Origin of the sequence: Streptomyces sp. NPDC057617, assembly GCF_042800555.1 — a bacterium.
GTDB lineage: Bacteria > Actinomycetota > Actinomycetes > Streptomycetales > Streptomycetaceae > Streptomyces.
In genome coordinates this window covers 114,378-128,221 of record NZ_JBHVGV010000014.1, presented here as the reverse complement: position 1 = coordinate 128,221, position 13,844 = coordinate 114,378, and the positions used below count along the sequence as shown (strand labels likewise).

The 13,844-nt window shown below is 71.2% G+C and carries 10 protein-coding genes; 2 read left to right on the top strand and 8 right to left on the bottom strand.

From position 1 onward, the window contains the following. Positions 1-14: 14 nt before the first annotated feature. The 4 genes from ACFU9P_RS29530 to ACFU9P_RS29515 form a co-directional block, all read right to left on the bottom strand. Positions 15-716 (bottom strand): thymidine kinase, encoded by a 702-nt coding sequence (locus tag ACFU9P_RS29530; protein ID WP_376379651.1) that lies wholly within the window; start codon positions 714-716, stop codon positions 15-17. Between the two features lie 272 nt (positions 717-988). Then, positions 989-2,185, bottom strand: a complete 1,197-nt coding sequence (locus ACFU9P_RS29525) for an alkaline phosphatase family protein (protein ID WP_384086607.1) — start codon at positions 2,183-2,185, stop codon at positions 989-991. Further along, on the bottom strand, positions 2,185-2,808 hold the full coding sequence (locus tag ACFU9P_RS29520; protein ID WP_384086604.1) for a DUF5998 family protein: 624 nt from the start codon (positions 2,806-2,808) through the stop codon (positions 2,185-2,187). Before ACFU9P_RS29520 ends, ACFU9P_RS29525 begins: the two co-directional genes overlap by 1 nt. 70 nt (positions 2,809-2,878) lie before the next feature. Beyond that, complete coding sequence (locus ACFU9P_RS29515) at positions 2,879-5,623, bottom strand: GNAT family N-acetyltransferase (protein WP_384086601.1); 2,745 nt, start codon at positions 5,621-5,623, stop codon at positions 2,879-2,881. A 128-nt stretch (positions 5,624-5,751) separates the two neighbouring features. Here ACFU9P_RS29515 and ACFU9P_RS29510 point away from each other — a divergent pair, with 128 nt between their 5' ends. Further along, entirely contained in the window at positions 5,752-6,033 is a 282-nt protein-coding gene (locus tag ACFU9P_RS29510) for an HPr family phosphocarrier protein (protein WP_376379663.1), read from the top strand. 178 nt (positions 6,034-6,211) lie between these two features. Here the strand turns inward: ACFU9P_RS29510 and ACFU9P_RS29505 are convergent, their stop codons facing one another. From ACFU9P_RS29505 to ACFU9P_RS29495, 3 genes are all read right to left on the bottom strand, one after another. Beyond that, positions 6,212-6,901, bottom strand: a complete 690-nt coding sequence (locus ACFU9P_RS29505; protein ID WP_384086598.1) for a GntR family transcriptional regulator — start codon at positions 6,899-6,901, stop codon at positions 6,212-6,214. Positions 6,902-7,130: 229 nt separating this feature from the next. Further along, positions 7,131-8,513 carry a M16 family metallopeptidase gene (locus ACFU9P_RS29500; RefSeq protein ID WP_376379813.1) on the bottom strand — a complete coding sequence of 461 codons (1,383 nt, stop codon included), beginning with the start codon at positions 8,511-8,513 and terminating at the stop codon, positions 7,131-7,133. 17 nt (positions 8,514-8,530) lie between these two features. Next, positions 8,531-9,904 carry a M16 family metallopeptidase gene (locus ACFU9P_RS29495; RefSeq protein ID WP_376379669.1) on the bottom strand — a complete coding sequence of 458 codons (1,374 nt, stop codon included), beginning with the start codon at positions 9,902-9,904 and terminating at the stop codon, positions 8,531-8,533. 284 nt (positions 9,905-10,188) lie between these two features. On the opposite strand from ACFU9P_RS29495, the gene ACFU9P_RS29490 reads away from it, so the two are divergent. Continuing rightward, entirely contained in the window at positions 10,189-12,639 is a 2,451-nt protein-coding gene (locus ACFU9P_RS29490; protein ID WP_376379672.1) for a DNA topoisomerase (ATP-hydrolyzing) subunit A, read from the top strand. A 42-nt stretch (positions 12,640-12,681) separates the two neighbouring features. On the opposite strand, the gene ACFU9P_RS29485 is transcribed toward ACFU9P_RS29490, so the two are convergent. Next, positions 12,682-13,818: a CobW family GTP-binding protein gene (locus ACFU9P_RS29485; protein WP_384086594.1), complete on the bottom strand. Its 1,137-nt coding sequence runs from the start codon at positions 13,816-13,818 to the stop codon at positions 12,682-12,684. Positions 13,819-13,844: the final 26 nt, after the last annotated feature.

Genomic DNA, 13,844 nt, shown 5'->3' with positions numbered 1-13,844 from the left:
CCAGGGTTCAGGGCTCAGCGGAGTGCCGCGTGCCCGTCGGTCAACGGCCCGCCGTCCAGGGGCACTTCGCCGTTCCCGACCGGCAGGACGTCCGGGGAGAGCGTGGCCGCCCGCGCGGTCGCCGCGGTCATCCGCCGCCGGTGATGGCGCCGGCACAGCACCTCGTACCCGATCTCGTCGCCGGACTGGTGCACATCGCCGACCACGACCTGGGCTCCCTCGACGACCATGGCGCCGCCGACGGTCCGCGCGTTGTGCGTGGCCCGCGCGCCGCACCAGCAGAGCGCCTCGACCTGGAGGACCTCGATCCGGTCGGCCAGTTCCACCAGCCGCTGCGAGCCGGGGAAGAGCTTGGAGCGGAAGTCGGTGGTGATGCCGAAGGTGAAGACGTCCAGCTCCAGATCGTCCACCACCCGGGCGAGCTGGTCGACCTGCTCCGGGGACAGGAACTGTGCCTCGTCGGCGATGACGTAGTCGCAACGGCCGCCCTGGGAGAGCCGGTTGACCAGATACGCGTAGAAGTCGAAGCCCTCGGCGGCCTCGACGGCGTCGGTGACCAGACCGAGCCGGGAGGACAGCTTGCCCTCGCCCGCGCGGTCGTCGCGGGTGAAGATCATGCCCTGGAGTCCGCGCGCCGAGCGGTTGTGCTCGATCTGAAGAGCGAGGGTGCTCTTTCCGCAGTCCATCGTTCCGGAGAAGAACACCAGCTCTGGCATGAGGGAGTGACGGCCTTTCGGTTCTCGGCGTGCGTTGCTTCGGTGAGCCCTGGGGCTTCAGGGGCGTCCGGGGTCACTGAGGCTTGTGGGCCACGGCTAGGCCGTGTCTGACAAATAGCGTCGTCCGCCCGCAGGGCGGGCGCGCGGCGTCTGGTGCGTGCGATCGCAAGGCGGAGGGTCATCCTCGTACTGGACGTACTTGGATGATCCCGACAACGCTGCGAGCGTGCGTGCCAGGCGTCGCGCGCCAGACGGGATTTGTCAGACACGGCCTAGGAGCGTACTTCGAGGAGCGGGACGAGCTGTTCGACGGGGGTCATCGAGCCGTGCATCCCGACCATCGCGGACTCGTGCGGCTCCTGGACGGAGGCGGTGATCACCACTTCGTCGTGGGCCGCCGCGACGACATCGCCGATCCGCCCGTACACCCGCTCGTCCATCGCGCCGGGCCGTCCGAACCAGCCCCCGGCGATCGCCTCCTCGCGGCTCGCCACCCAGAACCGCTCGCCGAGCACCTCGCGCCAGACGGCGAGGACATCGGCCTCGGCGCCCGGTACGGCGTAGACATGGCGGGCCCGGCCCTCGCCGCCGAGCAGGGCGACCCCGGCGCGCAGCTCCCAGTCCTCGTCGAAGTCGATCCGCGACTCCTCGTCGAAGGGGATGTCGATCATGCCGTGGTCGGCGGTCACATAGAGCGCGGTACGGGGCGGCAGCCGCTCGGCGAGGCGCTGTGCGAGCCGGTCGACATACATGAGCTGGCCGCGCCAGGCGTCGGAGTCGACACCGAAGCGATGGCCCTTGCCGTCGACCTCGCTGTAGTACGTGTAGACGAGCGAGCGGTCGCCCGCGGCGAGCTGCTCGGCGGCGAGGTCCATCCGCTCCTCGCCGGTCAGGCGGCCGTGGAAGCTGCCGCCGCTCAGTGCGATCTTGGTGAGCGGGGTGGTCTCGAAGGTCGGCGAGGACACCTGGGCGGTATGGACCCCGGCTTCGGCGGCGAGCTGGAAGACCGTGGGGTACGGCTGCCAGACCTTCGGCTCGGTCCAGGGCTTCCAGCGGAGCTGGTTCATCAGCGCGCCGGTCGCGGGGTCGCGGACGGTGTAGCCGGGCAGTCCGTGCGCGGCCGGCGCCAGTCCCGTACCGAAGGAGGCGAGGGAGGTCGCGGTGGTGGCGGGGAAGCAGGTGGTGAGGGGGCGGCCGGTGCCGCCGCGCGAGGTATCGAGCAGGGAGTTCAGATACGGCGCCTCGTCCGGGTGGGCCCTGAGCTGCTCCCAGCCGAGGCCGTCGATCAGAAAGACACAATTCCGGTCGGCGGGGGTCAGTTCGGGAATCGCCGCGGTCAGATCCGGTACGCCCTGGCCTGCCGCGAGTGTGGGCAGCAGGTCGGCGAGCGAGCCGGCGCCGTACTCGGGCAGCGGAGCGGAGTCCGGGGCGAGCGGGACGGGGTCCTGCCAGAGTGCCTCGGCGGCCATCAGCGGCCGGAGCCCGAGGGGGCGGGGGTGGCGGCGGGGGCCCCGGTGGCTGCCGTGGCCTCGGAGAGTGCCTGGGCGAAGGCGAGCGTCTGGCGGACGGTGTCGGGGCCGTCGCCCGCCTCGCTGACCCTGAGGCTCAGATCGTCGGCGGTGGAGCTGCCGGTGTAGCCGTGGTCCGCCTCGCAGTTGGGGTCGCCGCAGGCGGCGGGCTCCAGATCGATCCGGGAGACGGCGCCCCAGCCGATGGTCAGGACGACCTCGCGCGGCAGGGTGCCGGGGGTGTACGACTCCGGGTTGGCGACGACCCTGCTGACCACGACGGACGAGATCCGGTCGAGCTTGACCGACTCGGTGGAGGTGGTGGCGTACGGGGTCGGGGAGCTGGTATCGGCGTTCTGCTCGTCGGTGTGGCTGACGATGAAGCGGTGGGCGGTCAGGACGAGGACGGTGACATGCCGGCGCACCTCGTTGGCGTCGAAGGTGGTCTCCTGGTGCACCACGTACGACGCGATCTGCTCACCGCCGACAGCGGCCTCCACCGCTTCGGCCACGAGAGCCGGGTAGTAGCCGCTGCGCTCGATCGCCGTGCGCAGCCCCTGGGTCGTCGTACCGGTCTTCGCCATGGGCTCCATCCTACGGTGGCCGGATGGCTGCCGAGGACGCCGCGGAGGGCTCGCCCGTCCCGGTGACCCGTCAGTAACTGGGGAGCCGGCGCGGGCCCAGATCGTCGCGGGCGGGCGGTGGTGCGAGCCGTACGCCCGCGTCGAGGACGGAGAGGCCGTGGGTGGCGACGACGACCGGTTCGAGGGTGACGGAGACGATCTCGGGGTGGTCGTCGACCAGCCGGGACACCCGGAGGAGCAGCTCCTCCAGGGCGGGGGTGTCGACGGGCGCGGAGCCGCGCCAGCCGAACAGGAGAGGGGCCGTTCTGATGGACCTGATCTGCCCGGCGACATCGCGGTCGGTGGCGGGTACGAGCCGGTGGGCGAGGTCGCCGAGCAGCTCGGAGGGCGGGCCCGCGAGACCGAAGGAGAGCACGGCCCCGGCGGCCGCGTCGATGGCGGCCCGTACGACGGTGTCCACACCGCGCGGGACCATGGCCTGGACGACGGGCCGCAGTTCGTCGGGGCCGCCGAGTGTTTCGGTCAGCTCGCGGTAGGCGAGCCGCAGTTGGGCCTCGTCGGCGAGATCGAGCCGTACGCCCCCGAGGTCGGCGCGGTGGCGGAGATGCGGCGCGGTCGTCTTGAGCGCGACGGGGTATCCGAGCCGGGCGGCGGCGGTGACGGCCGCGGCCGGGTCGGGCGCGGGGAGGGTCGGGCGTACGGGGATGCCGTACAGCGCGAGCAGCGCGTGCGCGTCGGCAGGAGCGAGCCGTACCCCGCGCGGATCGGTGTGCTCGGCGAGGAGCCGGGCGATCAGTGCGGCGGCGGCGCTCTCGTCGATGGTGTCGTCGATGGACTCGGGCACCTTGCCGGGCTCGCCGGACTCGCGCCGCCACTGGGCGTACCGGACTGCTTCGGCGAGTGCCCGTACGGCCCGCTCGGCGGCGGGGTAGGCGGGGATGCGCGCGGCGGGTCCGGCGGGCTGTGGCGTCGCCAGCGCTTCGGTCAGGCCCGCGATCTCGACATGCACCACGGCGACCGGCTTGGGCGGGGCCGTGGTGAGCGCCTCGCGGAGCGCGGTGGCCAGTGCGGTACCGGGGCCGGTGGGAGCCGTGTCGGCCTCGCCGACGTGCGGGATCGCGGTCACCACGACGGCGTCGCAGGCCTGGTCGGACAGGGCCTCGCCGAGCGCCGTACGGAAGTCCGCCGGGGTCGCGGCGGTCGTGAGGTCGCGGGGCCGCAGCGGGCGCAGTCCCTCGGTGAGGCAGGCGTCGTAGGCGAGCAGACCGAGGGACTCGGAGTTGCCGAGGATCGCGACGCGCGGCCCGGCGGGGAGGGGCTGCGAGGCGAGCAGCAGGCCCGCGTCGACCAGTTCGGTGACCGTGTCGACGCGGATCACCCCGGCCTGCCGCATCAGCGCCGAGACCGTCGCGTCCGGGATTGCGGTGACCGGGACCGCGTGGCCCGGGGGCGTACTGCCGCTGTGGCGCGCGCCCTTGACCACCACGACCGGCTTCACCGCCGCCGTACGCCGGGCGAGCCGGGTGAACTTCCGTGGGTTGCCGATCGATTCGAGGTAGAGCAGGGCGACATCGGTGTCCGGGTCCTCGTACCAGTACTGGAGGATGTCGTTGCCCGAGACGTCCGCGCGATTGCCGGCGGAGATGAACGACGAGAGGCCCGCGCCGCGCCGGTGGAGTCCGGAGAGCAGCGCGATGCCGATGGCGCCGGACTGGGTGAACAGGCCGATACGCCCGCGGGCGGGCGGCTCGGGGGCGAGCGAGGCGTTCAGCCGGACGGCATCGGCGGTGTTGATGATCCCAAAGGCGTTCGGTCCGATGATCCGCATTCCGTACGAACGGGCCTGCCGCACCAGTGTGCGCTGCCGTTCCCTGCCGTCCGGGCCGCTCTCCGCGTAGCCGGCGGAGAGGACCACCAGCCCCCGGACTCCGTGCCCGCCGCAGTCGGCGACCGCTTCGGGTACGCGGCCGGCCGGTACGGCGACGATCGCGAGGTCGACGGGCTCGTTGATCAGGGCGACCGAGCGGACGGCCGGGACGCCGTCGATCTCGGTGCGGTCCTCGTCGAAGGCCCGGTTCACCGCGTACGTACGTCCGGTGAACCCGGCGTCGAGCAGATTGCGCAGGACCGTTCTGCCGACCCCGCCGGGTGTCCGGCCGGTGCCGACGACGGCGACCGAGCCCGGCGCGAGCAGGCGCTGCACCGAACGCGCCTCGGCCCGCTGTTCCCGCCCGCGCTGGACCGCCAGGGACTCCGCGGTCGGTTCGAGGTCGAGTGTGAGGCGTACGGAACCGTCTTCGAAGCTGCGCTTCTGCGTGTACCCGGCGTCCCGGAACACCTTGATCATCTTGCTGTTGGCGGGCAGCACCTCGGCGGTGAAGCGCCGGATGCCGCGCTCGCGGGCGACCGCAGCGATGTGTTCGAGCAGGGCGGAGGCGACTCCGCGGCCCTGGTGCGCGTCCTGGACGAGGAACGCGACCTCGGCCTCGTCGGCAGGCACGGACGCGGACCGCCCCTGCTCGTCGACGCGGTCGTACCGTACGGTCGCGATGAACTCCCCGCCCACCGTGACCGCGAGGCCCACCCGGTCCACATAGTCGTGGTGGGTGAACCGGTGGACGTCCTTCGCGGAGAGGCGCGGGTAGGGCGCGAAGAAGCGGTAGTACTTCGACTCGTCGGAGACCTGTTCGTAGAAGCTGACCAGCCGCCCGGCGTCGTCGGTGGTGATGGGCCTGATACGGGCGGTGGCTCCGTCACGCAGCACCACGTCCGCTTCCCAGTGATCGGGGTACGCATGGTCCGGCGGCGTCTCCATGCCGAAAGCCTACGGCGGGCGGCGGACCCGAGGGGGCCCTCGGGGGCCGGGAAAGGTTCATTGCCCGGCACATGAGATTCTGGGCCGGACATCGTTTTTCAGACTTTTGAGACTTGAAGGGCAACACCATGGCTGAGCGCCGCGTCAATGTCGGCTGGGCCGAGGGGCTGCACGCCCGTCCCGCTTCCATCTTCGTCCGTGCCGCCACGGCCGCCGGAGTCCCCCTGACGATCGCGAAGGCCGGTGGCGCCCCCGTCAACGCCGGGTCGATGCTCGCGGTGCTCGGGCTGGGTGCGCAGGGCGGCGAGGAGATCGTGCTGGCCTCCGACGCGGACGGCGCGGAGGCCGCTCTGGACCGGCTGGCGAAGCTGGTCGCCGAGGGCCTGGACGAGCTGCCCGAGACGGTCTGAACGGGAGCAGTCGGGGCGGAGGGATCCGGTCAGGCGGGAGGTCCCGGTCCGGCGCCCGGCCGGAATTACGCACGACGGAGCCGCGATGCGCGAATTCAGCGCACCGCGGCTCCGTGTTTTCGTGCGGGCAGCGAAGAATAGGCCGCGCTTTTTCAATTCTTTGTATACGGCGGGATTGTTAAGTGCGGGCACTCGCGGTGTTTACAACATGTTGCGAAACCCTCACCTTTTCCCGGTCGCGCTCGGTCCGTCGCAGCCGGTGCACCGCCGCCGTACGCTCCGCGTGCAGAGCGGTCAGCGACCGCGCGCGCTCCGCGTCGCCGCGCGCCACCGCGTCCACGATCGCGCCGTGCTCGGCCCAGGACTCCACCGGGTGCGCGGGCTGGTCGACCACATACATCCAGGCAATCTTGTGCCGGAGCTGGGTGAGCGGGGCGGTGAGCGCCGGGCTTCCGGACGCCTGGGCGAGGGTCTCGTGGAACCAGGCGCCGAGCGAGCGCAGATCCTCGCCCTGGCCCCGCCTGGCCCGCTCCTGCCCCAGTCTGACCAGGCCGCGGAGCACCTTGAGATGGGCTTCCGTACGGCGCTGGGCCGCGCGCGCCGCGCCCAGCGGCTCCAGGAGCTGCCGTACCTCCAGCAGATCGGCCGCCTCCTGGTCCGTGGGCTCGGCCACACACGCGCCGACATGGCGGCGGGTGGTCACAAAGCCCTCCGACTCCAGGGTGCGCAGGGCTTCGCGCACCGGGACGCGGGAGACACCGTAGCGCCGCGCGAGCTGCTCCTCGGTGAGTCGGCTCCCCCGTTCGAATACACCGGAGACAATGTCGTCGCGGATCGCCGTGCACACCGAGTGCGCGGGAATGCGCATGTCCGAACCTCCGCCTTAATCCGCGCGAAACGCTGCCGATCGACGCCTGTTCCGTGACTCTATTGCAATCAACGCGGATTTCCGATGGGTGCCAGGAATCAATGGATATCTTTTGGCCAGGACGGAGCGGGCCCGCGGCGGGGCAGACGGGCAAACCTGCCAACGAAAGCGGACATATAAGAAACCCCGGCGACAGTTGTCGCCGGGGTTTATCGCGGAGTCGGTTTCGTCAGCCGCTGACGACCGTGACGTCGCCGATACCGAGCGCCGTGACCGGCTCCTTGATCTGCTCGGCGTCCCCGACGAGCACGGTGACGAGCCGGTCCACCGGGAAGGCGCTGACGGCCGCGGCCGTCGCCTCCACCGTGCCGGTCTCGGCCAGGCGCGCGTAGAGCTGGGCCTGGAAGTCGTCGGGGAGATGCTGCTCGACCTGGTCGGCCAGGGTCGCCGCGACGGACGCGGCCGTCTCGTACTTGAGCGGTGCCACCCCGACCAGGTTCTGCACGGCCACATCGCGCTCGGCGTCGGTGAGGCCCTCCGCCGCGAGGGTGCGCAGCACCTTCCAGAGGTCGTCCAGCGCGGGGCCCGTGGAGGCGGTGTCCACGGAGCCGCTGATGGCGAGCATCGCGGCGCCCGTCGCACCACCCGGCTCCGAGGGGGCCGAGGAGCGCAGCACCTGCCCGAAGGCCCGCACTCCGTAGGTGTAGCCCTTCTCCTCGCGCAGCACCCGGTCGAGCCTGGAGGTGAGCGTGCCGCCCAGGCAGTACGTGCCGAGCACCTGGGCGGGCCAGACCCGGTCGTGCCGGTCGGCGCCGATCCGGCCGATCAGAAGCTGGGTCTGGACGGCGCCCGGCCGGTCCACGATCACCACCCGGCCCGTGTCGTCGGCGGTGATGGGCGGTACGGGGCGGGGCCTGGCGGTGTCACCGGTCCAGGTGCCGAGGGTGTCCGCGAGCACCTCGTCCAGGTCGACCCCGGTGAGATCGCCGACGATCACCGCGGTGGCCGTGGCGGGCCGTACATGCGCTTCGTAGAAGGCACGCACACCCGAGGCGTCGATACGGGCCACCGTCTCCTCGGTGCCCTGGCGCGGCCGGGACATCCGGGAGGAGGCGGGGAACAGCTCCTTGGAGAGCTGCTTGGCGGCGCGGCGGCCCGGGTTGGCGGTCTCGTGCGGGATCTCGTCCAGCCGGTTCCGCACCAGCCGCTCGACCTCGCTGTCCGCGAAGGCGGGCGCGCGCAGCGCCTCGGCGAGCAGGCCGAGGGCCTTGGGCAGCCGGGAGACGGGGACCTCCAGGGAGATCCGTACGCCCGGGTGGTCGGCGTGCGCGTCGAGGGTGGCGCCGCAGCGCTCCAGCTCGGCGGCGAACTCCTCGGCGCTGTGCTTGTCGGTGCCCTCGGAGAACGCCCGCGCCATGATCGTGGCGACCCCGTCGAGCCCTTCCGGCTCGGCCTCCAGCGGGGCGTCGAGATTGATCTCGACGGCCACCACCTGCTGTCCCGGGCGGTCGCAGCGCAGCACCGTCAGCCCGTTGCCGAGCGCACCGCGCCCGGGGGCGGGGAAGGCCCAGGGCCGGGCCTCGCCGGCGGTCGGCTGCGGGTGGAAGTCCATGGTCACGGCAGCGTCGCTCACTGGTCCGCCCCTTCGTGCTCGTCGGTCTCGTCGGCGGCCGTCCCCGCCGCGTCGGCGGTGTCCTCGGAGGCCAGCGGTTCGTACACCAGCACCGCCCTGTTGTCGGGGCGCAGCCGGGCCGCGGCGACGGCCCGTACCTCCTCGGCGGTGATGTCCAGCACGCGGGTGACGGCGGTCAGCGCGAGCTGCGGGTCGCCGAAGAGCACGGCGAACCTGCACAGTTCGTCGGCGCGGCCCGCGACCGTGCCGAGCCGGTCCAGCCATTCGCGTTCGAGCTGGGCCTGGGCCCGCTCCATCTCCTCGGCCGTCGGGCCCTCGGCGGCGAGCCTGGCCAGCTCCTCGTCGACGGCGGCCTCGATCTGCGGGACCTCGACCCCGCCGGAGGTCTTCACATCCAGCCAGCCCAGCGAGGGGGCGCCGGCCAGCCGCAGCAGCCCGAAGCCCGCGGCGACCGCGCTCTGGTCCCTGCGCACCAGCCTGTTGTGCAGCCGCGAGGACTCGCCGCCGCCGAGGACGGTGAGCGCCAGATCCGCGGCGTCGCACTCGCGGGTGCCGTCGTGCGGCAGCCGGTAGGCGGCCATCAGGGCACGCGCCGGGACCTCTTCGTGGATCTCCTCGCGCAGCTCCTCGCCGATGATGTCGGGCAGGGTGCCGTCGCGGGGCGGCTGCTTGCCGTCGTGGGACGGGATGGAGCCGAAGTACTTCTCGACCCAGGCGAGCGTCTGCTCGGGGTCGATGTCGCCGACGACCGACAGCACCGCGTTGTTCGGCGCGTAGTTCGTACGGAAGAACGCGCGGGCGTCCTCCAGGGTCGCCGCGTCCAGGTCGGCCATCGAGCCGATCGGGGTGTGGTGGTACGGGTGGCCCTCGGGGTAGGCGAGCGCGGTGAGCCGCTCGAACGCCGTACCGTACGGCACATTGTCGTACCGCTGGCGGCGCTCGTTCTTGACGACGTCCCGCTGGTTCTCCATGGACTCCTCGTCGAGCGCGGCGAGCAGCGAGCCCATCCGGTCGGCTTCCAGCCAGAGCGCCAGTTCGAGCTGGTGGGTGGGCATGGTCTCGAAATAGTTGGTGCGCTCGAAGCTGGTGGTGCCGTTCAGCGAACCGCCGGCCCCCTGCACCAGCTCGAAGTGGCCGTTCCCCGTCACCTGGGCCGAGCCCTGGAACATCAGGTGCTCGAAGAGGTGGGCGAGGCCCGTACGGCCCTTGACTTCATGGCGTGACCCGACGTCGTACCAGAGGCAGACAGCGGCGACCGGGGTCAGGTGGTCCTCGGAGAGCACCACGCGCAGGCCGTTGGCCAGTCGGTGCTCAGTCGCTGTCAGGCCGCCGGAACCGGCCTGCGCTGTGGCCGTGTGACCCATGGGCATGTACGTCCCTTCGATCGCGGTATGGAGAAGTCCTGCCACTGTATGCAAGCGTGCTGACACCTGGCGAAGTTCCGGCGTGGCAGACGCTCGCCACGCGCCCCGCGCACCACCTCCGCCGTACCTCCGCTCCGCTCCCGGCGTACCCCCCTGCCGTATGCCCGTGACGGGTCGAGGTCCGGGTTGTCGGTGGCTCGGTGTCCGCGTTGTCGGCGGCTCGGTCCACAATGGTCCGCGTCAGCTAGAGAAGTTGCCGTACAAGGACCTGTGAAGGAGCCGCAGCAGCGATGGCCCGCCGCAGCACGAAGACCCCGCCGCCGGAGGACTTCGAGGAGAAGATCCTCGACATCGACGTGGTCGATGAAATGCAGGGCTCCTTCCTCGAGTACGCGTACTCGGTGATCTACTCCCGGGCCCTGCCCGACGCCCGGGACGGTATGAAGCCGGTGCACCGCCGCATCGTGTACCAGATGAACGAGATGGGCCTGCGCCCCGACCGCGGGTATGTGAAGTGCGCCCGCGTCGTCGGCGAGGTGATGGGCAAGCTGCACCCGCACGGCGACGCGTCGATCTATGACGCCCTGGTCCGAATGGCACAGCCCTTCTCGATGAGGCTGCCCCTCGTCGACGGACATGGCAACTTCGGCTCGCTCGGCAATGACGATCCGCCGGCCGCGATGCGCTACACCGAGTGCCGGATGGCCGACGCCACGTCATTGATGACGGAATCGATCGACGAGGACACCGTCGATTTCGAGCCGAATTACGATGGCCAGGAGCGAGAACCGGCCACGCTTCCGGCCGCTTATCCCAATCTCCTCGTCAATGGCGCCTCCGGTATCGCGGTCGGTATGGCGACGAACATGCCGCCGCACAATCTGGGCGAAGTCGTGGCGGCCGCACGCCATCTCATCAAGCACCCGGGCGCTGACCTGGAGACGCTGATGCGGTTCGTCCCCGGCCCCGATCTGCCGACCGGCGGCCGGGTCGTCGGGCTGACGGGCATCAAGGACGCGTACGAGAACGGCCGCGGTACGTTCAAGATCCGGGCGACCGCGACGGTGGAGGACGTCACCGCGCGCCGCAAGGGCCTGGTCGTCACCGAACTGCCCTTCACGGTCGGTCCCGAGAAGGTCATCGCGAAGATCAAGGACCTGGTCTCCGCGAAGAAGCTGCTGGGCATCGCGGATGTCAAGGACCTCACGGACCGCTCGCACGGACTGCGTCTGGTCATCGAGATCAAGAACGGCTTCGTGCCCGAGGCGGTGCTGGAGCAGCTCTACAAGCTGACGCCCATGGAGGAGTCCTTCGGCATCAACAATGTGGCGCTGGTGGACGGGCAGCCGCTGACGCTGGGGCTGAAGGAGCTGCTGGAGGTCTATCTGGACCACCGGTTCACGGTGGTGCGCCGCAGGAGCGAGTTCCGGAGGACCAAGCGGCGCGACCGGCTGCATCTCGTCGAGGGCCTGCTCGTGGCGCTCATCGACATCGACGAGGTCATCCGGCTGATCCGGTCCAGCGACAATTCGGCGCAGGCCAAGGAGCGGCTGATCGAGCACTTCTCGCTGAGCGACGTCCAGACGCAGTACATCCTGGACACGCCGCTGCGCCGGCTCACCCGCTTCGACCGGATCGAGCTGGAGAGCGAGCGCGACCGGCTCATCGGGGAGATCGACGAGCTGACCGGGATCCTGGAGTCGGACACCGAGCTGCGCAAGCTGGTCTCCTCCGAACTGGCCGCGGTGGCCAAGAAGTTCGGCACCCCGCGGCGCACGGTGCTGCTGGAGTCGGCCGGTTCGGCGGTGGCCGCGGTGCCGCTGGAGGTGGCGGACGATCCGTGCCGGGTGCTGCTCTCCTCGACCGGTCTGCTGGCCCGTACGGCCAACGGCGAGCCGCTGGAGGGCGGCGACGGCAAGCGCGTCAAGCACGATGTGATCGTCTCGGCGGTGCCCGCGACGGCGCGCGGCGACATCGGCGCGGTGACCTCGACGGGGCGGCTGCTGCGGATCGCGGTGATCGATCTGCCGCAGCTCCCGGACACCGCCTCGGCCCCGAATCTCGCGGGCGGGGCACCGGTCTCGGAATTCCTGGCACTGGAGGACGACGAGACGCTGGTCTGTCTGACCACGCTCGACGAGTCGTCCCCGGGGCTGGCGCTGGGCACGCTCCAGGGCGTGGTCAAGCGGGTGGTGCCGGACTATCCGGCCAACAAGGACGAGCTGGAGGTCATCTCCCTCAAGGAGGGCGACCGGATCGTGGGCGGCGCGGAGCTGCGCACGGGCGAGGAGGACCTGGTCTTCATCACCTCCGACGCACAGCTGCTGCGGTATCAGGCCTCGCAGGTACGGCCGCAGGGCCGGCCGGCGGGCGGGATGGCCGGGATCAAGCTGACCGAGGGGGCGGAAGTGATCTCGTTCACGGCGGTCGATCCGGCCGCGGACGCCGTGGTGTTCACGGTCACCGGCTCGCACGGCACGCTGGACGACTCGGTGCGTACGGCGAAGCTCACGCCGTTCGACCAGTACCCCCGCAAGGGGCGGGCCACGGGCGGGGTGCGCTGCCAGCGGTTCCTGAAGGGCGAGGACATGCTGGTGCTGGCCTGGGCGGGCGCGAGCCCGGCACGGGCGGCGCAGAAGAACGGCGCGCCGGTGTCGCTGCCGGATCCGGACCCGCGCCGGGACGGTTCGGGTACGCCGTTCGCGGCGGAGGTCGAGGCGCTGGCCGGACCCGCGCACTGAGGCACGCGCGCTGAAGCACGCGCACTGACCTGGTGTTACGGGTTACGCCCCGGCCGGGGCCGAATCCGGGTCTGAATCCGGATCCGCGTATTCAGGCCCGGGTCCGGGATCGGCCGGGTCGGGTACGTACCGTAGGACGCCCCACATGCCGCGTTCGTCGGCAGGGGCGTCCCGCGGCCCGGTCTCCTCGCAGGCCTCCAGCTCCTTGAGCAGCGCCTCGCGGCCGATGCCGGAGCCGATCAGCACCAGCTCGGTGAGCCGCTCCTCGCCACGCGGCCAGAGCGCCGGGTAGAAGCGCAGGAACCGGCCGACCGCGTGCACGGCGTAGCGGTTGGCCGGGTCGTACGCCCCGAAGTCGACAAATCCCTTGATCCGGTAGAGCCCTTCGGGCCGGGAGTCGAGGAACTGCATGAGCCGGCGCGGGTCCATCGGGGCCCGCGCGGTGTACGAGACGCTCTCGTAGGCCGCGTGGAGATGGCCCTCATGTCCCCCGCGTGCACCGTCTTCACCGTGGGCGTGCGCGTCCTCCGCGTACAGGTCCTCGAAGGTGAGCTGCCGGACCTTCTCCTCCTCGGCCGGTGCGACAGCCGGGTCGAACAGCAGCTCAGGGTCTATCCGTCCGTACGAGGCGCAGACCACCGGCGTCCCGGGCGCGAGCTCGCCGACGGCGGCCAGCACGCGCCGCCGCTCCGGCTCCGCCACCCGGTCGGTCTTGTTCAGGACCACCAGATCAGCGATCGCGAGATGCCGGTCGGTCTCGGGGTGGCGCTCCCGGGTGGCGTCGAACTCGGCCGCGTCGACGACCTGGACGAGTCCCCCGTACACCGTGCCCGGATGGTTCCCGGCGAGGAGCATCCGGACGAGTTCCCGGGGCTCGGCCAGTCCGCTCGCCTCGATGACGATGACGTCGATCCGGGCGGCGGGCCTGGTCAACTGCTCCAGATAGCCGTCAAGTTCGCTCGCGTCGACGGCGCAGCACAGACAGCCGTCGCCGAGCGAGACCGTCGAACCGACCTGCCCGGCGACCGTCATGGCGTCGATCTCGATGGCTCCGAAGTCATTGACGACCACGGCGATGCGCCGGCCCGCGCGGCGGCGCAGGAGATGGTTGAGCAAGGTCGTCTTTCCCGATCCCAGAAAGCCCGTCAGGACCACCACCGGGATCTGCTTCCCGCTCACGAACACCCCTCCGTACCGCGCCGTAC

Coding starts and splice junctions, on each gene's coding strand:
- ACFU9P_RS29530 (WP_376379651.1), bottom strand. CDS start 716: ATGCCAGAGCTGGTGTTCTTCTCCGGAACGATGGACTGCGGAAAGAGC.
- ACFU9P_RS29525 (WP_384086607.1), bottom strand. CDS start 2,185: ATGGCCGCCGAGGCACTCTGGCAGGACCCCGTCCCGCTCGCCCCGGAC.
- ACFU9P_RS29520 (WP_384086604.1), bottom strand. CDS start 2,808: ATGGCGAAGACCGGTACGACGACCCAGGGGCTGCGCACGGCGATCGAG.
- ACFU9P_RS29515 (WP_384086601.1), bottom strand. CDS start 5,623: ATGGAGACGCCGCCGGACCATGCGTACCCCGATCACTGGGAAGCGGAC.
- ACFU9P_RS29510 (WP_376379663.1), top strand. CDS start 5,752: ATGGCTGAGCGCCGCGTCAATGTCGGCTGGGCCGAGGGGCTGCACGCC.
- ACFU9P_RS29505 (WP_384086598.1), bottom strand. CDS start 6,901: ATGCGCATTCCCGCGCACTCGGTGTGCACGGCGATCCGCGACGACATT.
- ACFU9P_RS29500 (WP_376379813.1), bottom strand. CDS start 8,513: ATGGACTTCCACCCGCAGCCGACCGCCGGCGAGGCCCGGCCCTGGGCC.
- ACFU9P_RS29495 (WP_376379669.1), bottom strand. CDS start 9,904: ATGCCCATGGGTCACACGGCCACAGCGCAGGCCGGTTCCGGCGGCCTG.
- ACFU9P_RS29490 (WP_376379672.1), top strand. CDS start 10,189: ATGGCCCGCCGCAGCACGAAGACCCCGCCGCCGGAGGACTTCGAGGAG.